Below are 20652 nucleotides of genomic sequence, written 5' to 3' on the forward strand. Positions count from 1 at the left end.
TCAGTAGCGCACTTTGCGGAGGTAGTCGATCAGGCCGCGGGTCGAGGCATCGAGTTCAGGTGCGACGCCTTCGCCGCGAATCACCGGCAGGAGGCGGCCGGCCAGTTGTTTGCCGAGTTCGACGCCCCACTGGTCAAAGGAATTGAGGTGCCACAACACGCCCTGGCAGAAGACCTTGTGTTCATACAGGGCGATTAGCTGGCCCAGACTGAACGGCGTCAGCGCCGGCAGGATCAGGGTGCTCGATGGCTGGTTGCCGGGGAAACTGCGATAGGCGACCAGAGACTCATCGATGCCGGCAGCGCGTGCTTCCTCCGCGGTCTGGCCGAAAGCCAGCGCCGCCGCCTGGGCCAGGCAACTGGCGAGCAGGCCGCTATGGTGGCCGGGCAGGGGGAAATCCGGGCGGGCCACGGCAATGAAGTCGCTGGCCACCAGTTCGCTACCCTGGTGCAGCAACTGGAAAAAGGAGTGCTGGCCGTTGGTGCCGGCGACGCCCCAGACGATCGGGTTGGTCTGGTAATCGACGGCGAAGCGGTCGCGGTCGACGCGCTTGCCGTTGCTTTCCATTTCCAACTGCTGAAGATGGCTCGGCAAGAGGCGCAGCGAGTGGCTGTAGGGAAAGATGGCGTGACTGTGGGCGCCGAGGAAGTTGCGGTTCCAGATGCCGATCAGGGCCAGGGTCAGCGGCAGGTTGCTGGCGGCGGGGGCGGTAAAGAAGTGCTCGTCGAGGTCGTGGGCGCCGGCCAGCAATTGCTCGAAATTACGGAAGCCGATGGCCAATGCAACCGGCAGGCCGATCGACGACCACAAAGAGAAGCGACCGCCGACCCATTCGGCGAACGGGAAGACGTTTTCCGGGGCAATGCCGAAGGCGGCCGCCGCCGCCTGATTGCTGGAAGCGGCGACGAAATGGCGGGCAACCGCTGCTTCGTTCCCGGCCGCGTGCAGCAGCCAGGCGCGGGCGGTGCTGGCATTGACCGTGGTCTCCAGCGTGGTGAAGGTCTTGCTGGCGACGATGAACAGGGTGCGGCGCGGATCGAGTCGGGAGAGCTGGCTGGCCAGGTCGGCGCCATCGAGGTTGGCGACGAAATGGACGCGCAGGTCGGGGTGCTGGCTGGCCGCCAGCGCCTGGACGGCCATGCGTGGTCCGAGGTCGGAACCACCAATGCCGAGATGAACGACGTCGCTGATCCGCTCGCCGGTGTAACCCCGCCATTCACCACTGTGGACGCTCTCACAGAAAGCCGCCAGACGGCTGAGGGAGGCGCGTACATCTTCCGGTGCGTTGACGCCTGCACGCAGCCAGTGATGGCCGACGGCGCGCTGCTCGGTATGGTTGATCGCCTCGCCGTTGCGCATCCGTTCCCGCCACTGTCGCCAGTTCGTCTGTTCGGCGAGTTCGCGCAGCAAGGCCAGTGTGGCGGTGCTCAGGCGCTGTTTGGAAAAATCGAGCAGCAGCCCGTTGTGCTGCAGCGAAAGCTCGGCGAAGCGCTGCTGGTCGGCGGCAAACAGGTCGCGCAGATGATGCTGGCGCATTTCCCCGGCGTGTCGCGCCAGGGCCTGCCAGGCCGGAGTCGCGGTCAGTCGGCTCATGCTCAGACGGCGACCGGCGCCGCGATGTGCGGGTGCGGGTCGTAGCCTTCGAGGCGGAAATCCTCGAAGCGGAAGGCGAAGATGTCCCGCACCTCGGGATTGATCCACATTGTCGGCAAGGCGCGGGGCTGGCGCGCCAACTGCAGGCGGGCCTGCTCGAAATGGTTGGCGTAGAGGTGGGCGTCGCCGAAGGTATGGACGAAATCGCCCGGGCGATAGCCGCAGACCTGCGCCAGCATCATCGTCAGCAGCGCGTAGGAGGCGATGTTGAAGGGCACGCCGAGGAAGATGTCGGCGCTGCGCTGGTAGAGCTGGCAGGACAGCTTGCCGTCGGCAACGTAGAACTGGAACAGGCAGTGGCAGGGTGGCAGCGCCATGCTGTCGACATCGCCGGGGTTCCAGGCGGAAACGATATGGCGGCGCGAATCCGGGTTGTGCTTGAGGCTGTGCACCAGTTGCGCGATCTGGTCGACCAGGCGGCCGTCCGGGGTTTCCCAGCGCCGCCATTGCTTGCCATAGACCGGGCCGAGGTCGCCGTTCTCGTCGGCCCATTCGTCCCAGATACGGACGCCGTTTTCCTTGAGATAGGCGATGTTGGTGTCGCCCTGCAGGAACCACAACAGCTCATGGATGATCGACTTCAAATGCAGCTTCTTCGTGGTCAGGGCGGGGAAGCCGGCTGCCAGGTCGAAACGCATCTGCCAGCCGAACACCGAGCGGGTGCCGGTGCCGGTGCGGTCGCTCTTGTCCTGGCCGTGTTCCAGCACCTGGCGCATCAGGTTGAGGTATTGCTGCATCGGGGTCGTGTCTTGTGCGGGAATGAACGTCCCGATTCTACCGTGTTCATCGTGTTTCCGTAGCCCATGGCGACGGATTAGAATGCGGGCATGTCGTCGTCCACAGGCGGCGTGTTGACGCGAGGAGGGCGAAGTGCTGAACAAGATGGGAAATCTGGGGGGGCTGTTCGACCGCAAGAACGGTCATCCGTTGGCCAACCCGCGCGAACTGCAGCAGATCGTCAGCGAACTGCCGCGCGACAATGCTTTCAAGTCGCTCGATGAAATCGGCGGCTGGCTGGAATCGCTGGCGGTCGCCGAGGGCTTTCCCGCTGATCGGCTGTTCGTCGCCGCCAGCCAGCTCGAGGATGCGGCGACCCCGCATCTGCGGCGCCTGTCGCGCGAGTACCTGCATACCATCCGCTTGTCGAAGGCTGAAGAGCGTCGGTTGTGGGCGATCAATGCCGGTTTCTGGCGGCAACTGGCGGAGGTCTATGAAAAGGCGCTGCTCGGCCTGATCGCCGCCGGGCCGACACCGGAGGCGCTACGTCTCCACCTGCCCGGCTTGTGCGCCCGCCTGATCGCCGCGTTGCGCGCCCAGCTCAAATGGGAGCAGTTCCACTACGGGCCGACGCCGCCGACGCTCTGGGCGCGCCTGGGGGCGGCCATGCAGCGGGCGGAGGAGTGTGGCGTGGCGACCCGCCTGAGCAATCTCGGCGGTCTGATCGGCAGCACCTCGCCGCTCGCCGAGTATCGCAAGGCGATGGTCTTCCATGCCGCCTCGATGGACAGCCTGTTGCCGCTGGAAATCGAGCTGGCCGAACGTTTCATCGCGCATTACCTGATGGCTTTCGATTTTCCGCAGCACGGCGAGCACGATTGCGTCTATTGGGTCGATCTGGCGCTCGCCCAGCCGCCGCTACGCCTGGCGCGGATGCCGGCGGAGGCGACGCCGACCCTGCGCTTCTTCCGCCCCGGTCGGGCGCACCGCGAAATGGCCGAACTGTTGCAGTTACTCGAGCGCGGCAGCGATGTCCCGGCCGACATCATGCTCGGTGGTCAATATCCGGCGAAAACCCTGATCCCGGTGTTGCGCCATCTCTGCGCCTATCTGGCGCCGATTCCGCCGCAGCGCCGGCACGACCGGCATCGGGTCAAGCACCGACTATCGGTGATGAGCGGGCTGGTCAATGCCTACGTCGTCTTTTCCGGCGAGTTCGGTGGCCGCCCGGCCGGTCTGCAGATTGAAAGCTGGGTGGTCGAGAACGTCAGCCGCGGCGGTTTCGGCGCCTACGTCAACAGCATTCCCGGGGAGTGGCTGAAGGTCGGCGCGCTGCTCGCCCTGCAGCCGGAGGGCGGCGAGAACTGGGTGCTCGGTTGCGTCCGCCGCTATCACCGGGAGAGCGAGGACGAGGCGCGGGTCGGCATCGAGACCCTGGCGCGGTCGGTGGTTGCGGTCGAACTGAAGCCGAAGATGGCGTCCAGTTATGCCGCGGTCGGCGGCATTCCAGCCTTGCTGCTGGAGGAGGGGAATGCGCCGGGCGAGCTGCGCGTCGTGCTGCCGCCCTACACCTTCGATCCGCGCGAAGCCCTTGAATTCGTCCGCGACGGTAAGCCCGGCCTGCTCGAACCGCTGCTCGTCATCGAGCAGACCAACGATTACGAACTGGCGCGCTACCGCGTCCTGCCCGGCTGAGGGTCAGCGCGGGCGGAGCGCCGATTTCGGGCGGAAAGCCTGGATCACCTGCGGGTCGGTTTCGGCGTAGGGGCCGCCGATCAGGTCGATGCAGTAGGGAATGGCGGCGAAGATGCCGACGTGGCGGACGCTGCCGTCGGCGGCGCGGACGCCTTCGAGCGTTTCGCGGATCGATTTCGGTTGCCCGGGCAGATTGACGATCAGCGCCTGCTTGCGGATCACCGCCACCTGCCGCGACAGGATCGCGGTCGGCACGAAGTTCAGGCTGATGCGCCGCATTTCCTCGCCGAAGCCGGGCATTTCCTTGTCGGCGACGGCGAGCGTCGCTTCCGGCGTGACGTCGCGCGGCGCCGGGCCGGTGCCGCCGGTGGTCAGTACCAGGTGGCAGCCGCAATCATCGACCAGCTCGATCAGCGTCGCCTCGATTCCCGGCCGGTCGTCGGCGATCAGCCGGGTTTCGGCGCGCCACGGCGTGGTCAGCGCGCTGCCCAGCCATTCCTGCAGCGCCGGGATGCCCTTGTCTTCGTAGATGCCGGTCGAGGCACGGTCGCTGATCGAGACCAGGCCGACCACCAGGGTGTCAGGCGTCGTCATGCTCGGTCTCCGCGCTGCCGGCCGGGGTGGCGTCGAGGTCCTTGAGGAACTGGAAGATGGCACGGTAGCTCTTCGGCGGCTTGCCGGCTTCCTGTTCCTTCAGCGCATTGCGGCGCAGCTGGCGCAATTGCTGGAGGTCGGCGCCGGGCCACTGGTTGGCGATCTCGGTCAGCGTCGATTCCTCTTCCAGCAGGCGCGTGCGGAAGCGTTCCAGGCGGTGCAGGCGCGCCGTTTCCGCCGCCGATTCGCCGCGCAGCAGCGCCAGGCCGGCGCGGATCGGTTCCTCGTCCACGCCGCGCATGATTTTGCCGATGTACTGCATCTGGCGGCGGCGGGCGCCGTGGGCGGTGATCTTCTGGCAGTCGCGCACCGCTGCCAGCAGGGTTTCCGGCAAATCGATGCGCTTCAACTGGCCGACCGAGAGTTCGACCAGCTCGGCGCCGAGGTCGCGCAGCGCGTGCATCGCCTCCTTCTGCTTGGTCTTCGAGGGGCGAACGAGGTCTTCGGGGTAGGTATCGTCTTGCATGGCAGCATCCGGAACGGCAACGGCGGGCTGCTATGATAGCGACTTTTCCCCGCCAGGACGCCGTCCACATGTCCGAGACCGCCGCTTTTTCCCACGCCTTCGCCGACCTCCAGCAACTCGCCGAGGATGTCCTCAGGCATGCCCGCGCGCACGGTGCCAGCGCCTGCGAAGTCGATGTCTCGGAGGGTTTCGGGCAGTCGGTGACGGTGCGCTGCGACGAGGTCGAGACCATCGAGTTCAACCGTGACAAGGGCATCGGCGTCACCGTCTATGCCGGGCAGCGCAAGGGCTACGCGAGCACTTCCGACTTTTCCGCACAGGCCCTGCGCGATACCGTCGAGGCGGCGCTCAACATTGCCCGCTTCACCGCCGAAGACGATTGCGCCGGCCTTGCCGACGCCGCGCTGATGGCCCGCGATTGCCCGGATCTCGATCTCTACCACCCGTGGCGCCTGAGCGTCGAGGAGGCGATCGAGGTCGCCCGCCGTTGCGAGCAGGCGGCCTTCGACGCCAGCCCGCTGATCGACAACTCGGAAGGGGCGACGGTGTCGACGCAGCAGGCGCACTTCGTTTCCGCCAACAGCCACGGCTTCATGGGCGGCTACCCGACCTCGCGCCACTACATCTCCGCTTCGGTGATCGCCGGCGAGCGCGAGCAGATGCAGCGTGACGACTGGTATACGACGCACCGCGACGGCCAACGCCTGGAAAGCCCGGAAAGCGTCGGTCGCATCGCCGCCGAGCGGGCGGTGGCGCGGCTCGGCGGGCGCAAGCTGAAGACCGGCGACTACCCGGTGCTATTCGAAGCGCCGCTCGCCGCCGGTCTGCTCGGCAGCCTGGTGCATGCGGCCAGCGGCGGCGCCCTCTACCGCAAGGCCTCCTTCCTGCTCGACCACCTCGGCAAGCGGCTGATGCCCGACTTCGTCAATATCGTCGAGCGGCCGCACCTGCCCTGCGGGCTGGCCAGCGCCAGCTTCGACAGCGACGGCGTGGCGACGCGCGACAGCGACGTGGTCAGCGCCGGCATCCTGCAACGCTATTTCCTCTCCGCCTACACGGCGCGCAAGCTCGGCCTGCAGACCACAGCCAACGCCGGCGGCAGCCACAACCTGATCATCGAATCCGGCAGCCTCGACCGCGCCGGCCTGCTGCAGAAGATGGGGCACGGCCTGCTGCTGACCGAAGTGCTCGGCCACGGCATCAACTACGTCACCGGCGACTACTCGCGCGGCGCTGCCGGTTTTTGGGTCGAGGACGGCAAGATCGCCTATCCGGTCGAGGAAATCACCATCGCCGGCAACCTGCGCGACATGTTCGCCGGCATCGTCGCCGTCGGCAACGACGTTCTGGCGCGCGGCAGCAAGCAGAGCGGCTCGATCCTGATCGACCGGATGACGATCGCCGGCGAGTAGGGCATACGCCGCAACGCGGATTTCCTTACGGTTTCAGCCCTTTTCCCGGCTTCTCGCGGCCGGCATGCCTCGCTTGCTCAGTGCCCGCAGCCGCAGGAGGCAAGGTTTTCGCCCCGGTTGCGCATGAATTCGCCGATGTGGACGAATTGCTCGTACAAGGCGCTGCGCAGGCGGACGTCGGAGACGGTTTCTTCCAGTGCAAGTTGCATGCACATCAGCCATTGGTCGCGTTCTTCCGGACCGATCGCGTAGGGCATGTGGCGGCGACGCAGCATGGGCGGGCCGTATTTTTCGACGTAGAGCTGCGGACCGCCGAGCCAGCCGGAGAGGTAGTCGACAAACTTGTTGCCGGATTCGCTGAGGTCCTGCGGGTGAATCTTGCGCGCGCTGTAGGCTTCCGGCAGTTCGTCCATGATCTGGTAGAAGCGATCAACGAGCTTGCGGATGGCGTCGGCGCCGCCGATGCGTTGATAGGGGGTTGCGGTGCTGGGATCGAGGGTTTCCATGTCGCTTTCTCAATTGTTGCGCCAGGTCGCACTCGGCGCCTTCCTCGAGTGCGTGGCTTGGGGCTTGGCTCAGCAACATGCGTGCCGGGCGCTAATCCGCGCCTAACCCCGGTCAAATGCTGTGAAATGCCGACGGGAAACGGGAAGTCGGGTTCGCTCCTTGCATTGCTGCGACATCGTTGGCACGTGGCCTGTCAAAACTGGCAGCGGATATGGCCTTCGCCAGTCTGGCGACGGGAGCGAAAAATCGGCCGCGACGGCGTCGCCAAAACCGGAAGAACTGGCCGGTCGGCTGGGCTGCCAAGTGTTTCAGCGCAGCGGGACATCCGGATAGATCAGGCGTAGCGCCGCGCGCTGCTGTTCGATGCGGGCCAGCGCGCTGCTTAGCTGTTGTTTTTCCTCGCGGCCTAGCGTGTCGGGATCGATCCGCGGGTCGCCGTCCGTTGCGTCGGCGATGGCGAGCTGGCGTTGCTGGAGTTCGCGCAGCAGGCGCCAGTCGTGGCGCAGTTCGTCGGCACCGCGCCGGCTCAGCCAGCGCTTGCCGGCGGCCGCCGCCAGGCGGGCGTCGGTGCCGACGGCGTCGATGCCGGCGGCCAGGGCGTGGATGCGGGCGAGTTCGACGATGGGGATGAGCGCGTTGCGTTTGAGGTCGAAGCGGCCATCGGCGTCCCGGCGCAGGCGCTGGAACAGGCCGAGGGCCGGCGGGGCGGCGGCGGCGTTGGCGATCCAGCGGCCGAGCAGGGCATCGGCGCCCGGGCAGCGGTCGATGATCAGTGCGCGGAGTGGGGCAACCAGTGCGTTCGCGCCGGCAATCCAGCGCAGGTCGAAGAGGTTGCTCGCCAGGCGGGCCTGGTGGATGTCGCAAGCCTGCAGCCAGCCGCTGAACAGATGTTGCCAGTCGCTCAGGCTGGCGCGCCAGTCCGGACGGCTCGCCATCATCCCGCCAGGGCAGTGCACAAAGCCGCAGGCGGCGAGGCCATCGCAGACGGTGTCGGCAAGCACCGCGAAGTAAGCGGCGTGCGCCGCCGGCGCGAAATCGTCGGCGAGGATCAGCGCATTGTCCTGGTCCGAGCGGCGGGTCATCTCGCGGCGGCCCTGCGAGCCGTGGGCGATCCAGGCGTAGGCGACGGGGGGCGGGCCCTGGTCGCGTTCGGCCAGGGCAAGCAGGCGACGGGTCAGGGCATCGGCAAGGTCGGAGAACAGGTTTGCGCTGCCGGTTTCGGCCGGCGTGGAAGTGTTCGACAACTGCGCCCGGGCGGCGAGGGCGAGGCGGCTCAGCTCGGCGGGCGAGCCGGCGGCGGCAAGAAGCTTGTGCAGGCGATCGGGCAGTTGGGACACGTTGAGTTTTCCGGAACGGCGGCGCTCCCCGAGTTTACGACGACGGTTGGCGGCGGGGGGCGAATTTCGGTTTTTGCTCGCCAAGTCGCGCGCTTTACGGAAGAATGCATGCCATTGGATACAGCAAAATCCCGCCCGAGCGGGAGGAGACAGGCATGCAACGTAGAGATTTTCTGGCCATGGCGGCGGCTGGCGCAGCGGCTTCGCTTGCCGCTTGCGGCAAGGATGAAACGCCGCCGCCGGTCGTTGAGCCGGCGCCGCCGAAGAAGTCGGTGGCCCCGCCCAGCGAGGCGGCGCCGAAGCCGGTCGAGGCAGCCGCCGTGCAGAGTGCCTACCCGGCGGTGCGCTGGCGCCTGACCTCGAGTTTTCCGCGCAGTCTGGACACCATTTTCGGTGGCGCCGAGGTTCTCGCCGACCGGCTGCGGGCGATGACCGGCGGCCGTTTCGACATCCGCGTCTTCCAGGGTGGCGAGATCGTTCCCGGCCTGCAGGCGCTCGATGCGGTCGAGCAGGGCACGGTCGAGATGGCGCATACCTGTTCCTACTATTACGTCGGCAAGGACAAGAGCTTCGGTTTCGGCACCTCGATGCCCTTTGGCATGAACGCGCGGCAGATGAACGCCTGGGTCTATTACGGTGGCGGCCAGGAACTGCTCGACGATTTCTACGGCAATTTCAACGTCCTCTCCTTCGCCGGTGGCAACACCGGGACGCAGATGGGCGGCTGGTGGCGGAAGAAGGTGAGCGCGGTCGACGACCTCAAGGGGATCAAGATGCGCATCGCCGGCCTCGGCGGCGCGGTCTTTTCCGAACTCGGCGTCGTCCCGCAGCAGATCGCCGGCGGCGACATCTACCCGGCACTCGAGCGCGGCACCATCGACGCCGCCGAATGGGTCGGTCCCTACGACGACGAGCGCCTGGGTTTCTACAAGGTGGCGAAGAACTACTACTACCCGGGCTGGTGGGAGCCGGGGCCGATGATCCATTTCTTCGTCAATCGCAACGAATGGGAGAAGCTGCCGCGCGAATACCAGGAGGCGTTCCGGGCGGCGGCTTTCGAAGCCAACGTGACGATGATGGCGCGCTACGACCACCAGAACCCGATCGCGCTGAAGAAGCTGCTGCAGAGCGGCGTCAAGCTGCAGGAGTTCTCGCGGCCGATTCTCGAGGCGGCGTACAAGGCGGCGCAGCAGCTTTACGCCGACGAGGCGAAGAAGAACCCGGCATTCAAGAAGATTCTCAAGGCCTACGACAAGTACCGGCGTAGCGAGAACGCCTGGTTCAGCGTTGCCGAGAACCGTATGGACGATTTCCTCCAGTCGCAGGCCTGAGATGCGTTTTGTTGAAGAATCGCCGCGCCCGACGCGGCTTTGCGTGGTCCGCCACGGCGAGACCGAGTGGAATGCCGAACGGCGCATCCAGGGGCAGATCGATATCGGCCTCAATGCGACCGGCCAGCGTCAGGCGCATGCCGCCGGGCGCTGGCTGAAGACCGCTGGAATCAGCGCGCTTTACGCCAGCGACCTGCGCAGGGCCTGGGATACGGCGCTGGCGATCGGCGCCGCGCTGCAGTTGCTGCCGGTGGCGACGCCCGAGTTGCGGGAACGCCGCTACGGCGTCTTCGAAGGCCTGACCTACGCGGAGGCAGCAACGCGCTTTCCCGAGGGCTATGCCGCCTTCGAGGGGCGCAACGCCGATTACGCCTTCGAGAACGGCGAGAGCCTGAAAGTCATGTACGCCCGCGTTACCGGCAAGCTGCGCGAAATCGCTGCCCTGCATCCCGGCCAGAATGTCGTCGTCGTCGTCCATGGCGGCGTGCTTGATGTGATCAACCGCTTCGTGCGCGGCAATCCGCTCGAGATGGCGCGCGACTTCCTGATCCCGAACGCCGGCATCAACTGGATCGCCACGCTCGATGGCCGGTGGACGCTGGAAAGCTGGGGCGAAACCGGGCATCTGGCGGGCGACGCGTTGGACGAACTGCCTTCGTGATAAAATCGCGGCCTTTTCAACGGCTTGAGGCATCCCCATGTTTTCCGCGAAAGACACCCTGGCGAAAGTTGACCCTGAACTGTGGCAGGCCATCACGGCCGAGAACCAGCGTCAGGAAGATCACATCGAACTGATCGCATCCGAGAACTACGTCAGCAAGGCGGTCATGGAAGCCCAGGGCTCGCAACTGACCAACAAGTACGCCGAAGGCTACCCGGGCAAGCGCTACTACGGTGGTTGCGAACACGTCGACGTTGCCGAGCAGATCGCCATCGACCGCATCAAGGCGCTGTTCGGCGCCGATGCCGCCAACGTCCAGCCGAACTCCGGTTCGCAGGCCAACCAGGCTGTGCTGATGGCCTTCTGCAAGCCGGGCGACACGATCATGGGCATGAGCCTGGCCGAAGGCGGTCACCTCACCCACGGCATGCCGCTGAACATGTCCGGCAAGTGGTTCAACGTCGTCTCCTACGGCCTCAACGAAAAGGAAGAGATCGACTACGACAGGATGGAAGCGCTGGCCCGCGAACACAAGCCGCGCCTGATCGTCGCCGGTGCCTCGGCCTACGCGTTGCGCATCGATTTCGAGCGCTTCGCCAAGATCGCCAAGGAAGTCGGCGCCATTTTCTGGGTCGACATGGCGCATTACGCCGGCTTGATCGCCGCCGGTTTCTACCCGAACCCGGTGCCGTTCGCCGATGTCGTCACCACGACCACGCACAAGACCCTGCGCGGTCCGCGCGGTGGCGTCGTGCTGATGAAGGCCGAGCATGAAAAGGCGATCAACTCCGCCATCTTCCCCGGCCTGCAGGGCGGTCCGCTGATGCACGTGATCGCCGCCAAGGCCGTCGCCTTCAAGGAAGCCGCTTCGCCTGAGTTCCGCAATTACCAGGAACAGGTGATCAACAACGCCCGTGTCATGGCCCGTGTGCTCGGCGAAGAGCGCGGCCTGCGCATCGTTTCCGGCCGTACCGAGAGCCACGTCTTCCTGGTCGATCTGCGTTCCAAGAACATCACCGGCAAGGAAGCCGAGGCGGCGCTGGGCAATGCCCACATCACCGTCAACAAGAACGGCATCCCCAACGACCCGCAGAAGCCGATGGTCACCTCCGGCATCCGCATTGGTTCGCCGGCGATGACGACGCGCGGTTTCACCGAGATCGAAGCCGAGCAGGTCGCTCACCTGATCGCCGACGTGCTCGACGCGCCGAACGACGAAGCCGTCGCCGCTACCGTCCGCGAGAAGGTGGCGGCCTTGTGCAAGCGCTTCCCGGTCTACGGCGCCTAAGCAAGCATGAAGTGCCCTTTCTGCGGCAATGACGAAACCGGGGTGGTCGACACCCGGGTTTCCGAAGAGGGCGACATCGTCCGTCGCCGCAGGAAGTGCGCTGCCTGCGACAAGCGTTTCACCACCTACGAACGGGCCGAGATCCAGTTGCCGCAGGTGGTCAAGAAGAACGGCCTGCGCGCCGACTTCAGCCGTGCCAAGCTGCGCGCCAGCCTCGAGCTGGCGCTGCGCAAGCGGCCGGTCTCGATCGAATCGGTCGATGCGGCGATCGCCGACATCGAGGAAAAGCTCCTGACCGCCGGCGAGCGCGAGGTCAGCACGCAGCAACTGGGCGAACTGGTGATGCGCGAGCTGAAGAAGCTCGACAAGGTCGCCTACATCCGTTTCGCCTCCGTCTATCGCAATTTCGAGGACGTCGACGCCTTCTCCAAGGCGATCAAGGAAGTCTCGCCGTCGTCACGCAAGAAATGAGTTTTTCCGCCGCCGACAGCAGCATGATGGCGCGGGCGCTGCAACTGGCCGAGCGCGGCCTATGGACGACCTCGCCCAATCCGCGCGTTGGCTGCGTGCTGGTCCGTGACGGCCAGATCGTCGGCGACGGCTGGCACGAAAAGGCCGGCGAGCCGCATGCCGAAGTCCATGCCCTGCGCACCGCCGGCGAGCGGGCGCGCGGTGCCACCGCCTACGTCACGCTCGAACCCTGCAGCCACCACGGGCGCACGCCGCCCTGCGCTGAAGCGCTGATTGCTGCCGGCGTCAGCCGCGTCGTCGCGGCCATGGAAGACCCCAATCCGCTGGTTGCCGGCCGTGGCCTCGCCTTGCTGCGGGCGGCCGGTATCGAAACGGCGAGCGGCCTGCTGGAGAACGAGGCGCGCGAACTGAACCTCGGTTTCGTCTCGCGCATGACCCGCGGTCGTCCCTGGCTGCGCCTGAAGGTGGCGGCCAGCCTGGATGGCAAGACGGCCTTGAACAACGGCAGCAGCCAGTGGATCACCGGCCCCGACGCCCGCCGCGACGGCCACCGCTGGCGGGCCCGCGCCTGCGCCATCTTGACCGGCATCGGCACGGTGCGCGACGACGATCCGAGCCTGACCGTGCGCGACGTCGCCACCCCGCGCCAGCCGCTGCGGGTGATCGTCGACAGCCGCCTGGAGACGCCGCCGACGGCGAAGATCCTGGCCGGGGGCGGGGTGCTGGTCGCCGCCGCGGTCGAGGCGCCGGAACGCGCCGCCGCCTTGCGCGCTGCCGGGGCCGAGATTGTTTTGCTGGCCAACGCCCAGGGCAAGGTCGATCTTGCCGCCCTGTTGCAGGAACTGGGGCGGCGCGGCATCAACGAGTTGCACGTCGAGGCCGGCCACAAGTTGAACGGCTCGCTATTGCGCGAAGGCCTGGTCGACGAATTCCTGTTCTATCTGGCGCCCTGCCTGATCGGCGACGATGCTGCCGGGCTGTTCAGTCTGCCGGCGCTGAGCGCGCTGGCCGACAAGCGCTCGCTGCAGATTGTCGATCTGCGCCAGGTCGGGCCGGATATCCGCCTGCTTGCCCGGACGCTAAACGGTCGTTAAACGGTCGTTAAACGGTTCGGACGCCGCACACGGCGCAGTCGGGGTCGCGGCGGAACTTCACCGTGCGCCACTCCATGTTCAGGGCGTCGAGCAGCAGCAGCCGACCATTGAGCGATTCGCCGATGCCGGCAACCAGCTTCAATGCTTCCGCCGCCTGCATGGTACCGACGATGCCGGTCAGCGGCGCGAACACTCCCATCACCGCGCAGCGCACTTCCTCGACGTCCTCGGCTTCCGGGAACAGGCAGTGGTAGCACGGCGCGTCGTCGCGGGCGAGATCGTAGACGCTGACCTGGCCGTCGAAGCGGATGGCGGCGCCCGAGACCAGCGGTTTGCGGTGCTGCACGCAGGCGCGGTTGATGGCGTGGCGGGTGGCGAAGTTGTCGCTGCAGTCGAGGACGATGTCGGCGGCGGCGACCCGGGCGTCGAGCTCGGCGCCGGCCAGCCGGCTTTGCAGCGGCACCACTTCGACCGCGGGATTCAGTGCGGCTAGCGCCAGACGGCCGGATTCGGCCTTGGCCATGCCGACGCGCGCTTCGGTGTGGAGTATCTGTCGCTGCAGGTTGGTCAGGTCGACGACGTCGTCGTCCACCAGGGTGATCCGGCCGATGCCTGCCGAGGCGAGATAGAGCGCCGCCGGCGAGCCGAGACCGCCGGCGCCGACGATCAGCGCGTGGCTGTCGAGGATGCGTTGCTGGCCTTCGATACCGAGCGCGTCAAGGAGGATGTGCCGGCTGTAGCGGAGAAGCTGCTCGTCGGTCACTTGTACTCGCGCCACTCCGGCGGGGTGTCGTCGTGGTCACCGTGCGGCCGGTGTTCCCAGGCCTTGACGTAGGCTTCCTCGGGCGAGGGCTTGAGCCGCTTCTCGGGGGAGGCCATGTTGTGCAACTGGGTTTCCTCGACGTAGTGGATCAGCGCTCGCGTCAGCTTGCTCATCAGCGTGCTGTCGAGGTGGTAGCCGTGGTCGACCAGGCGGTCCTCGAGTTCGGCCAGGGTGTGCTGCTGCAGGTCGTAAGCAACGCCGAGCGCCCGCTTTTCATAGCGGGGCTCGACATCGACCTCTTCCACCTTCTTGAGGTCGTCGGCGGCTTCCGGTACCTGTCCTGGCGGAAACTTGGCGAACAGGATTTCCCGTTTCTTCCTGAGGTCCGTGCTGCTCATCATCCCTCCCGCGCGGTGATCGGCTTACTGCTTACCCTGCATGAACTGTACGCCCTTCAGGATATTCAGCGCCTGCTGGAACTGGTAGTCGCTCTTGCTGGCATATTCAAGACGGGCCGGCATCGCTTCGTCGTCGTGTTCTTCCTTGGCGGCGGGCTTGCTCGGCTGGGGTTTGGCGTCTTCCTTCTTCGCCGCATCCTGCTTGTCTTCGAGATGGCGTTCGAGGTCGGCTTCGCGCAGGCGGGCCGGACCGTTGCCGTTCGGGGTCTCGTCGACAACGATGTCGGGGGTGATGCCCTTGGCCTGGATCGAGCGCCCGCTGGGCGTGAAGTAGCGAGCCGTGGTCAGCTTGATCGCCGTGTTGCCGGGGAGCGGCAGCACCGACTGCACCGAGCCCTTGCCGAAGGACTGGGTGCCGACGATGGCGGCGCGCTTATGGTCCTGCAGGGCGCCGGCGACGATTTCCGACGCCGAGGCCGAACCGCCGTTGACCAGCACCACCATCGGCACCTTCTTGACCGCCACCGGCAGGCTGCGCAGCGGGTCTTCACCGGTGCCGCGCAGGTAGTCGCGCGGCCGGGCGAGGAATTCCTGCTTGGCGTCCTCGGTGCGGCCGTCGGTCGATACGACCTTGACTTCCGGCGGCAGGAAGGCGGCGGAGACGCCGATGGCGCCGTTGAGCAGGCCGCCCGGATCGTTGCGCAGGTCGAGGACGAGGCCCTTGAGTTCGCCTTCCTTGTACAGCTTGCCGAGGTGCTTGGCGAGGTCGGCGACCGTGGTTTCCTGGAACTGGGTGATGCGGACCCAGGCGTAGCCCGGTTCGATGAGCTTGGACTTGACGCTCTGCACCTTGATCACTTCGCGGACCAGCGTGATTTCCAGCGGCTTGGCCTCGCCCTTGCGCAGGATGCCGAGGCGGATCGAGGTCTTCGGCTTGCCGCGCATCTTCTTGACCGCGTCGGACAGGCTGAGGCCCTTGACCGGGGTGTCGTCGAGCTTGAAGATCAGGTCGCCGGCCTTGACCCCGGCACGGTAGGCCGGCGTGTCCTCGATCGGCGAGACGACCTTGACCAGACCGTCTTCCATGCCGACTTCGATGCCGAGGCCGCCGAACTCGCCTTGGGTGCCGACCTGCAGATCCTTGAACGAATCGGCGTCGAGGTAGGCGGAGTGGGGGTCGAGATTGCCGAGCATGCCGGCGATGGCATTGGCGATCATCTTCTTGTCTTCGACCGGTTCGACGTAGCCCTGCTTGATCGCGCTGTAAACCTCGGCGAAGGTGCGCAGATCCTCGATCGGTAGTCCGATCTTTGCGTCCTTCTCGGCGAAGGCGGGCAACTGCAGGGTGATCAGTGCGCCGGCAACGAAGCCGCCGACGGCGAGGCTCAAGGTCTTGATTTTGCTCATTTCAGGCTGGCCCAGGACAAGGGGTCGATCGGATTACCTTTATGACGGATTTCGAAGTATAAACCGGATTCTGGATTGCCCCCGGTGTTGCCGACCGTGGCGATGGTTTCACCCCCGTCGACGGCCTGGCCGACCTGCTTGAGCAGCGAGTCGTTGTTGCCGTAGATCGACAGGTAGGCGTCGCCATGGTCGACGATCAGCAGGTTGCCAAAACCGCGCATCCACTCCGAAAACACCACTCGGCCGGAGGCGATCGCCTTGACCGGGCTGCCACTGTCACTGCGGATGAACAGGCCGCGCCATTGCCCGCCGCCTTCGCGCGCCTTGCCGAAGCGGCCGATTACCGCGCCGCGCACCGGCAGGCGCAGCTTGCCGCGCAGTTTGGCGAAGCGGCCATCGTTGGGTACCGGGTCGTAGCGGTTTTCCTTGCCCGGGCTTTCGCGTGGCGCCGCCGGTTCGCGGCTGTTACCGGCATTGGCGGGCGGTGGCGGCGGTTTGCGGCGGGCTTCTTCCGCCGCCCGGGCCGCCTGCTGGGCGAGTATCCGCGACAGTCGGTCGATCAGCCGGGTCATCCGTTTCTCGTCGCGCTGCAGCGAGCCGATCTCCCGCCGTTGTGCGCGGATCTTGCTCGACAGTTCGGCGTGCAGTGCCTGGCGTTCGCGACGTTGCTGCTCGAGTTCGGTGTGGTGCCGACGCTGTTCGTTTTCGACTTCAGCCAGTTCGGCGGTGCGTTCGCGGGTGTCCTCGGCGAGCGCCTTCTTCTGCCGGATGGTGGCCTGGATTTCGCTCATCAGTTCAGCCTTGGCACCGGCGATGGCGGACAGATAATAAAGATCGCGCGCCAGCTGGCTCGGGTTGTCGCCGTTGAGCAGCAACTGTAGCGAATCGGGCGAGCCTTTCAGGTACTGGCGATAGAGCAGGTTTTCCAGCTGCTGTTGCTGCAGGGTCAGCGTGCCGCCCAGTTCGCGTGACTGGGTTTCCAGGTTTTCCAGCCGGCTCTGCAATTGCTCGCGTTGCCCGCCCAGTTCGTGCAGCTTGCGTTGCAGGCGGGAAATCTGCCGCTCCGATTCACGTAGCCGGTCGGCGGCGTCGGCGCGGGAGTCTTCGCTGCTCGACAGGTCCTTGCGCAGGTCCTCGATGCGGTTGCGTAATTCCTCGAGGTCGGCGCGTTTGGCCGCCACTTCCGGCGCGCTGGCCTTCTTCTGGGCTGTGGCGGGAGAGATCAGGGAGAGCGCCAGCAGAAGCGCGAGCGAGCAGGCGGAAAAAGCGGAGCGCAGGCCGGCGCGGGCGGAAAGCATGGGGAAATCGTGATTGGGTTCTAGGTTTGGCAAGGCTTATTCTATAATCAACCGTTCAACCAAACTGAGGTTTTATATCTTGGACCTTATTTCCTCCGCTCTGATCGACAAACAGGAGCATATCGAGACGGCGGCGAAAGCCTTGAAGGCGATCGCGCATCCCCTGCGCCTGAAGATTCTGTGCGTTGTCGGCGATCAGGAAGCCTGCGTGCAGGATATCGTCGAAGCCGTCGGCACTTCGCAAAGCAACATCTCACAGCATCTCGCGATCCTGCGCGAGAAGGGGGTCCTGCTGACGCGCAAGGATGCCAACCGGGTGTTCTACCGTGTCGGCGATCAGCGCACCCTGCAGCTTGTCGGCATGATGCGCGAAGTTTTTTGTGGTGTGGAGAATTAAGTAATGCCGATGGATTTCATCAACCAGAACATCCTGCTCATCGGGATCGTTGTCGTTTCCGGTCTCGGGCTGCTCTGGCCGCTCGTCTTCCGGTCGCAGGGCAAGGCCGTCAATCCAGGCGAGGCGACGCTGATGATCAACCGCCAGGACGCCAAGGTGATCGATGTGCGTCAGGCGAGCGAGTTTGCCGCCGGACACATTCCGGATGCGGTTCACATTCCGGAAGCGCAGCTCGGTGAGCGCCTGGCGGAGCTGGAAAAATTCAAGGCGCAGCCGCTGATCCTGTGCTGTGCTTCCGGCCTGCGTTCCGACCGGGCCTGCAAGGCACTGAAGCAGCATGGCTTCGAACAGCTGTTCAACCTCGGCGGCGGGGTCGATGCCTGGGTCGCGGCGGGCTATCCGCTGCACAAGGGAGGACGCAAGAAATGACGCAGCCGGTTCTGATGTACACCACGGCGGTCTGCCCGTACTGCATGCGCGCCAAGCAGTTGCTGAAGGCGCGCGGGGTGGCGGCGATCGAGGAGGTCCGTGTCGATCTCGACCCCGAACGGCGCGACGAAATGATGCAGAAAACCGGGCGGCGCACCGTGCCGCAGATTTTCATCGGTACCACCCATGTCGGCGGCTGCGACGACCTCTACGCCCTCGACGCCGCCGGCGGTCTGCTGCCCTTGTTGGCGGCGGACGCCTGAACTGATCAACTACCAGAAAGAGAAACATGGAACAGAACGAACAGCCGGTTTTCGGCATCGAAAAGCTTTACGTCAGGGACCTTTCGCTCGAAGTGCCGAATGCCCCGGAAGTCTTTCTTGAACAGGAAGCACCGCAAGTCACCGTGCAACTCAACTCCACCGGCCGTGGCGTTGGTGATGGGGTCTTCGAAGTCGTGCTGACGGTGACGGTGACCGCCGCCGTTGCCGAAAAGACCGTGTTCCTGGTCGAAGTGGCGCAAGCCGGTGTCTTCCGCATCCAGAATGTCCCCGAAGACCAGCTTGAGCCGCTGATCGCCATCGCCTGCCCGAACGTGCTTTTCCCTTACGCCCGCGAAACGGTCTCGGACGCGGTGACCCGCGCCGGCTTCCAGGCCATCCTGCTGCAGCCGGTCAATTTCGAGGCGATGTACGTGCAGCGTCTGCAGGAAATGCAGGCCGCGGCTGAAGCCCAGATCCAGTAAACGCCGTCATGCGCCGCCTGCTGACAGCCTTCTGCTGCCTCGCCACGGCCTTGCCGGCCCTGGCGCTGGATTTCCGTTCGGTCGTCGTGCCGGCGGCGGTGCTCTATGATGCGCCTTCGCTCAAGGCCAAGAAGCTCTACCTGATCCGCGCCCAGACGCCGGTCGAGGTGGTCGTCCGCCTCGAGGGCTGGGTCAAGGTTCGTGACGCCGAGGGCGGCCTGGCCTGGATCGAAGCCAGTCAGGTGGGCGAACGGCGCACCGTCATCGTCACCGCTGCCGACACCGAGCTTCGGGAGGCAGCGGCAGACAACGCGCCGGTCAGCGCCAGTTTGGCCAAATGGCTGGTGCTTGACTACGTCGGTACCCCGGCGCCCGGCTGGGTTGCGGTCAAGCATCGCGATGGGCTGAGCGGCGTGGTCCGCGCGACGCAGGTCTGGGGACTATGAGAGTTTCCCTGCTTGGGGGCGGTGCCTGGGGCACCGCGCTGGCCATCGCTTTCGCCGAGGCGCACGCGGTGACTTTGTGGACACGCGAAAGCGATGTTGCCGCCGAACTCCTTTCCTGCCGTGAAAACCGCCGCTTCCTGCCGGGCTACCGTTTGCCGGCGTCAGTCGCGGTGGCGACCGATTTTGCCGCGGCGGTTGGTGATGCAGAATTGCTGGTCGTCGCGACGCCGATTGCCGGTCTGCGGCCGACGGCGGAAAAATTGCGCGAATTGCCCTGCACGGTGCCGCTACTCTGGGTATGCAAGGGTTTCGAAGCCGGTAGCGGCAAGTTGCCGCACCAGGTGGTGGCAGACGTACTTGGCCCCGCCGCGCTTTGCGGCGCCCTGTCCGGGCCGAGCTTCGCCGAGGAAGTCGCCGCCGGACAGCCGACGGCGATAACGCTGGCGTCCCGCGATGCCGCCTTTGCGCGCGAGACCGCGCGACAGTTGCACGGCGGCAGTCTGCGGATCTACGCCAACGACGATCTGGTCGGTGTCGAGGTCGGCGGCGCGGTCAAGAACGTGCTGGCGATCGCCACCGGCGTCTGCGACGGCCTCGGCCTCGGTCTCAATTCACGGGCCGCGCTGATGACCCGTGGCCTTGCCGAAATTGCCCGTCTCGGCGTTGCACGGGGCGCCCAGCGCGAGACTTTCATGGGCTTGGCCGGCATGGGCGACCTGATTCTGACCTGCACCGGCGATCTCTCGCGCAACCGTCGGGTCGGCCTCGGGCTGGCGCAGGGCAAGTCGCTGGCAGAGGTGCTCGACGAACTCGGCCATGTCGCCGAAGGGGTCTATACCGCCCGCGAGACGGCGCGCCTGGCGGCCGAACTCGGTGTCGAGATGCCGATCAGTACGGCGGTGGCCGCCGTTCTTGATGGTCGCTTGACCGCGCCGGCCGCGGTCGAGCAACTGATGGCGCGCGATCCCAAGGAAGAGATCGCCTGAGTCTCACACGGCGTCGCTGAAGCCGCACTGTCGCCACGCCTCGAAGACGGTGACGGCGGCGGCGTTCGACAGGTTGAGGCTGCGCTGCCCGGCGCGCATCGGCAGACGCAGGCGGCGGTCTTCCGGGAAGCTGTCGCGGATCGCCGGCGGCAGGCCGGCGGTTTCGCTGCCGAAGACGAAGACATCGTCCGCTTCCATTGCCACTGAGTACAGGTTGCGGCTGCCGCGGGTGGTCATCGCGAACATCCGGCGCGGCGCCAGCGCGGCCAGGCAGCTCGGCCAGTCCGGGTGACGGACGAGCCTGGCGAATTCGTGGTAATCGAGGCCGGCCCGGCGCAGGTGCTTGTCGCTGAGGTCGAAGCCGAGCGGCTCGACGAGATGCAGTTCGGCGCCGGTATTGGCGCACATGCGGATGATGTTGCCGGTATTGGGCGGAATTTCCGGATGGACGAGGACGACGGCGAACACGGGACTGTCGGTGAGCGGCAAAGGCGCCG

General features: G+C 65.9%; 24 protein-coding genes. 13 read left to right on the forward strand and 11 right to left on the reverse strand.

The genetic code is table 11. The features are described 5' to 3' along the window. Positions 1-1593, reverse strand: coding sequence for a glucose-6-phosphate isomerase (gene pgi / locus ACLIIZ_RS13115; RefSeq protein WP_416692773.1), 1593 nt, complete (start codon positions 1591-1593; stop codon positions 1-3). Positions 1594-1595: 2 nt separating this feature from the next. After that, positions 1596-2390 (reverse strand): thymidylate synthase, encoded by a 795-nt coding sequence (locus tag ACLIIZ_RS13120; protein ID WP_416692774.1) that lies wholly within the window; start codon positions 2388-2390, stop codon positions 1596-1598. A 133-nt stretch (positions 2391-2523) separates the two neighbouring features. Here ACLIIZ_RS13120 and ACLIIZ_RS13125 point away from each other — a divergent pair, with 133 nt between their 5' ends. Further along, positions 2524-4065 carry a hypothetical protein gene (locus tag ACLIIZ_RS13125; RefSeq protein WP_416692776.1) on the forward strand — a complete coding sequence of 514 codons (1542 nt, stop codon included), beginning with the start codon at positions 2524-2526 and terminating at the stop codon, positions 4063-4065. Between the two features lie 3 nt (positions 4066-4068). Here the strand turns inward: ACLIIZ_RS13125 and mog are convergent, their stop codons facing one another. Both mog and yjgA read right to left on the reverse strand, forming a co-directional pair. Further along, positions 4069-4659 (reverse strand): molybdopterin adenylyltransferase, encoded by a 591-nt coding sequence (gene mog / locus ACLIIZ_RS13130; protein WP_416692777.1) that lies wholly within the window; start codon positions 4657-4659, stop codon positions 4069-4071. Then, complete coding sequence (gene yjgA, locus ACLIIZ_RS13135; RefSeq protein WP_416692780.1) at positions 4646-5185, reverse strand: ribosome biogenesis factor YjgA; 540 nt, start codon at positions 5183-5185, stop codon at positions 4646-4648. The genes mog and yjgA overlap by 14 nt, the downstream gene beginning before the upstream one ends. Positions 5186-5253: 68 nt before the next feature. On the opposite strand from yjgA, the gene pmbA reads away from it, so the two are divergent. Then, positions 5254-6597 (forward strand): metalloprotease PmbA, encoded by a 1344-nt coding sequence (gene pmbA / locus ACLIIZ_RS13140; protein ID WP_416692782.1) that lies wholly within the window; start codon positions 5254-5256, stop codon positions 6595-6597. 77 nt (positions 6598-6674) lie between these two features. Here pmbA and ACLIIZ_RS13145 read toward each other — a convergent pair whose 3' ends face one another. Next, complete coding sequence (locus ACLIIZ_RS13145) at positions 6675-7103, reverse strand: group II truncated hemoglobin (protein ID WP_416692784.1); 429 nt, start codon at positions 7101-7103, stop codon at positions 6675-6677. A 309-nt stretch (positions 7104-7412) separates the two neighbouring features. Further along, the gene (locus tag ACLIIZ_RS13150; protein ID WP_416692787.1) at positions 7413-8441 is read right to left on the reverse strand and encodes a DUF294 nucleotidyltransferase-like domain-containing protein; all 1029 of its coding nucleotides are present in this window, start codon (positions 8439-8441) and stop codon (positions 7413-7415) included. Between the two features lie 155 nt (positions 8442-8596). On the opposite strand from ACLIIZ_RS13150, the gene ACLIIZ_RS13155 reads away from it, so the two are divergent. The 5 genes from ACLIIZ_RS13155 to ribD are packed head-to-tail and all read left to right on the forward strand — an operon-like array spanning position 8597 to position 13286. After that, a complete protein-coding gene (locus ACLIIZ_RS13155; RefSeq protein ID WP_416692790.1) occupies positions 8597-9772 on the forward strand; it encodes a TRAP transporter substrate-binding protein in 1176 nt (391 codons plus the stop codon). A 1-nt stretch (position 9773) separates the two neighbouring features. Continuing rightward, positions 9774-10433, forward strand: coding sequence for a histidine phosphatase family protein (locus ACLIIZ_RS13160; RefSeq protein ID WP_416692791.1), 660 nt, complete (start codon positions 9774-9776; stop codon positions 10431-10433). Positions 10434-10470: 37 nt separating this feature from the next. Continuing rightward, positions 10471-11721 carry a serine hydroxymethyltransferase gene (glyA, locus tag ACLIIZ_RS13165; RefSeq protein WP_416692793.1) on the forward strand — a complete coding sequence of 417 codons (1251 nt, stop codon included), beginning with the start codon at positions 10471-10473 and terminating at the stop codon, positions 11719-11721. Positions 11722-11727: 6 nt separating this feature from the next. Continuing rightward, positions 11728-12192, forward strand: a complete 465-nt coding sequence (gene nrdR, locus ACLIIZ_RS13170; RefSeq protein ID WP_374327046.1) for a transcriptional regulator NrdR — start codon at positions 11728-11730, stop codon at positions 12190-12192. Continuing rightward, positions 12189-13286: a bifunctional diaminohydroxyphosphoribosylaminopyrimidine deaminase/5-amino-6-(5-phosphoribosylamino)uracil reductase RibD gene (gene ribD, locus ACLIIZ_RS13175; protein WP_416692795.1), complete on the forward strand. Its 1098-nt coding sequence runs from the start codon at positions 12189-12191 to the stop codon at positions 13284-13286. The genes nrdR and ribD overlap by 4 nt, the downstream gene beginning before the upstream one ends. Positions 13287-13293: 7 nt before the next feature. On the opposite strand, the gene ACLIIZ_RS13180 is transcribed toward ribD, so the two are convergent. From ACLIIZ_RS13180 to ACLIIZ_RS13195, 4 genes are read right to left on the reverse strand one after another with little or no spacing between them, the layout of a single operon-like run. After that, entirely contained in the window at positions 13294-14049 is a 756-nt protein-coding gene (locus ACLIIZ_RS13180; protein WP_416692797.1) for a HesA/MoeB/ThiF family protein, read from the reverse strand. Next, positions 14046-14447 (reverse strand): hypothetical protein, encoded by a 402-nt coding sequence (locus ACLIIZ_RS13185; protein WP_416692800.1) that lies wholly within the window; start codon positions 14445-14447, stop codon positions 14046-14048. Before ACLIIZ_RS13185 ends, ACLIIZ_RS13180 begins: the two co-directional genes overlap by 4 nt. Before the next feature lie 24 nt (positions 14448-14471). Next, on the reverse strand, positions 14472-15854 hold the full coding sequence (locus ACLIIZ_RS13190; protein WP_416692802.1) for a S41 family peptidase: 1383 nt from the start codon (positions 15852-15854) through the stop codon (positions 14472-14474). Continuing rightward, entirely contained in the window at positions 15851-17152 is a 1302-nt protein-coding gene (locus ACLIIZ_RS13195; RefSeq protein WP_416692804.1) for a murein hydrolase activator EnvC family protein, read from the reverse strand. Before ACLIIZ_RS13195 ends, ACLIIZ_RS13190 begins: the two co-directional genes overlap by 4 nt. Before the next feature lie 79 nt (positions 17153-17231). On the opposite strand from ACLIIZ_RS13195, the gene ACLIIZ_RS13200 reads away from it, so the two are divergent. Genes ACLIIZ_RS13200 through ACLIIZ_RS13225 form a run of 6 tightly spaced genes read left to right on the forward strand, consistent with a single transcriptional unit; the run spans position 17232 to position 20155 of the window. Then, complete coding sequence (locus tag ACLIIZ_RS13200; protein ID WP_416692807.1) at positions 17232-17549, forward strand: ArsR/SmtB family transcription factor; 318 nt, start codon at positions 17232-17234, stop codon at positions 17547-17549. A 3-nt stretch (positions 17550-17552) separates the two neighbouring features. Continuing rightward, a complete protein-coding gene (locus tag ACLIIZ_RS13205; RefSeq protein WP_416692809.1) occupies positions 17553-17978 on the forward strand; it encodes a rhodanese-like domain-containing protein in 426 nt (141 codons plus the stop codon). Further along, positions 17975-18241 carry a glutaredoxin 3 gene (grxC, locus tag ACLIIZ_RS13210; protein WP_416692811.1) on the forward strand — a complete coding sequence of 89 codons (267 nt, stop codon included), beginning with the start codon at positions 17975-17977 and terminating at the stop codon, positions 18239-18241. Before ACLIIZ_RS13205 ends, grxC begins: the two co-directional genes overlap by 4 nt. A 26-nt stretch (positions 18242-18267) precedes the next feature. After that, entirely contained in the window at positions 18268-18723 is a 456-nt protein-coding gene (gene secB, locus ACLIIZ_RS13215; RefSeq protein WP_416692813.1) for a protein-export chaperone SecB, read from the forward strand. 8 nt (positions 18724-18731) lie between these two features. Further along, a complete protein-coding gene (locus ACLIIZ_RS13220) occupies positions 18732-19169 on the forward strand; it encodes an SH3 domain-containing protein (protein ID WP_416692815.1) in 438 nt (145 codons plus the stop codon). Next, positions 19166-20155 carry an NAD(P)H-dependent glycerol-3-phosphate dehydrogenase gene (locus tag ACLIIZ_RS13225; RefSeq protein ID WP_416692817.1) on the forward strand — a complete coding sequence of 330 codons (990 nt, stop codon included), beginning with the start codon at positions 19166-19168 and terminating at the stop codon, positions 20153-20155. Before ACLIIZ_RS13220 ends, ACLIIZ_RS13225 begins: the two co-directional genes overlap by 4 nt. 3 nt (positions 20156-20158) lie before the next feature. Here the strand turns inward: ACLIIZ_RS13225 and trmL are convergent, their stop codons facing one another. Continuing rightward, the gene (trmL, locus tag ACLIIZ_RS13230; protein WP_416692818.1) at positions 20159-20623 is read right to left on the reverse strand and encodes a tRNA (uridine(34)/cytosine(34)/5-carboxymethylaminomethyluridine(34)-2'-O)-methyltransferase TrmL; all 465 of its coding nucleotides are present in this window, start codon (positions 20621-20623) and stop codon (positions 20159-20161) included. Between the last annotated feature and the right edge of the window lie 29 nt (positions 20624-20652).

Origin of the sequence: Azonexus caeni (genome assembly GCF_048146105.1) — a bacterium.
GTDB classification, from domain to species: domain Bacteria; phylum Pseudomonadota; class Gammaproteobacteria; order Burkholderiales; family Rhodocyclaceae; genus Azonexus; species Azonexus aromaticus_B.

Bases quoted from the DNA above. Each gene is read 5' to 3' on its own strand.
- pgi (WP_416692773.1), bottom strand. From the start codon at position 1,593: ATGAGCCGACTGACCGCGACTCCGGCCTGGCAGGCCCTGGCGCGACAC.
- ACLIIZ_RS13120 (WP_416692774.1), bottom strand. From the start codon at position 2,390: ATGCAGCAATACCTCAACCTGATGCGCCAGGTGCTGGAACACGGCCAG.
- mog (WP_416692777.1), bottom strand. From the start codon at position 4,659: ATGACGACGCCTGACACCCTGGTGGTCGGCCTGGTCTCGATCAGCGAC.
- yjgA (WP_416692780.1), bottom strand. From the start codon at position 5,185: ATGCAAGACGATACCTACCCCGAAGACCTCGTTCGCCCCTCGAAGACC.
- pmbA (WP_416692782.1), top strand. From the start codon at position 5,254: ATGTCCGAGACCGCCGCTTTTTCCCACGCCTTCGCCGACCTCCAGCAA.
- ACLIIZ_RS13145 (WP_416692784.1), bottom strand. From the start codon at position 7,103: ATGGAAACCCTCGATCCCAGCACCGCAACCCCCTATCAACGCATCGGC.
- ACLIIZ_RS13155 (WP_416692790.1), top strand. From the start codon at position 8,597: ATGCAACGTAGAGATTTTCTGGCCATGGCGGCGGCTGGCGCAGCGGCT.
- ACLIIZ_RS13160 (WP_416692791.1), top strand. From the start codon at position 9,774: ATGCGTTTTGTTGAAGAATCGCCGCGCCCGACGCGGCTTTGCGTGGTC.
- glyA (WP_416692793.1), top strand. From the start codon at position 10,471: ATGTTTTCCGCGAAAGACACCCTGGCGAAAGTTGACCCTGAACTGTGG.
- nrdR (WP_374327046.1), top strand. From the start codon at position 11,728: ATGAAGTGCCCTTTCTGCGGCAATGACGAAACCGGGGTGGTCGACACC.
- ribD (WP_416692795.1), top strand. From the start codon at position 12,189: ATGAGTTTTTCCGCCGCCGACAGCAGCATGATGGCGCGGGCGCTGCAA.
- ACLIIZ_RS13185 (WP_416692800.1), bottom strand. From the start codon at position 14,447: ATGAGCAGCACGGACCTCAGGAAGAAACGGGAAATCCTGTTCGCCAAG.
- ACLIIZ_RS13190 (WP_416692802.1), bottom strand. From the start codon at position 15,854: ATGAGCAAAATCAAGACCTTGAGCCTCGCCGTCGGCGGCTTCGTTGCC.
- ACLIIZ_RS13195 (WP_416692804.1), bottom strand. From the start codon at position 17,152: ATGCTTTCCGCCCGCGCCGGCCTGCGCTCCGCTTTTTCCGCCTGCTCG.
- ACLIIZ_RS13205 (WP_416692809.1), top strand. From the start codon at position 17,553: ATGCCGATGGATTTCATCAACCAGAACATCCTGCTCATCGGGATCGTT.
- grxC (WP_416692811.1), top strand. From the start codon at position 17,975: ATGACGCAGCCGGTTCTGATGTACACCACGGCGGTCTGCCCGTACTGC.
- secB (WP_416692813.1), top strand. From the start codon at position 18,268: ATGGAACAGAACGAACAGCCGGTTTTCGGCATCGAAAAGCTTTACGTC.
- ACLIIZ_RS13220 (WP_416692815.1), top strand. From the start codon at position 18,732: ATGCGCCGCCTGCTGACAGCCTTCTGCTGCCTCGCCACGGCCTTGCCG.
- ACLIIZ_RS13225 (WP_416692817.1), top strand. From the start codon at position 19,166: ATGAGAGTTTCCCTGCTTGGGGGCGGTGCCTGGGGCACCGCGCTGGCC.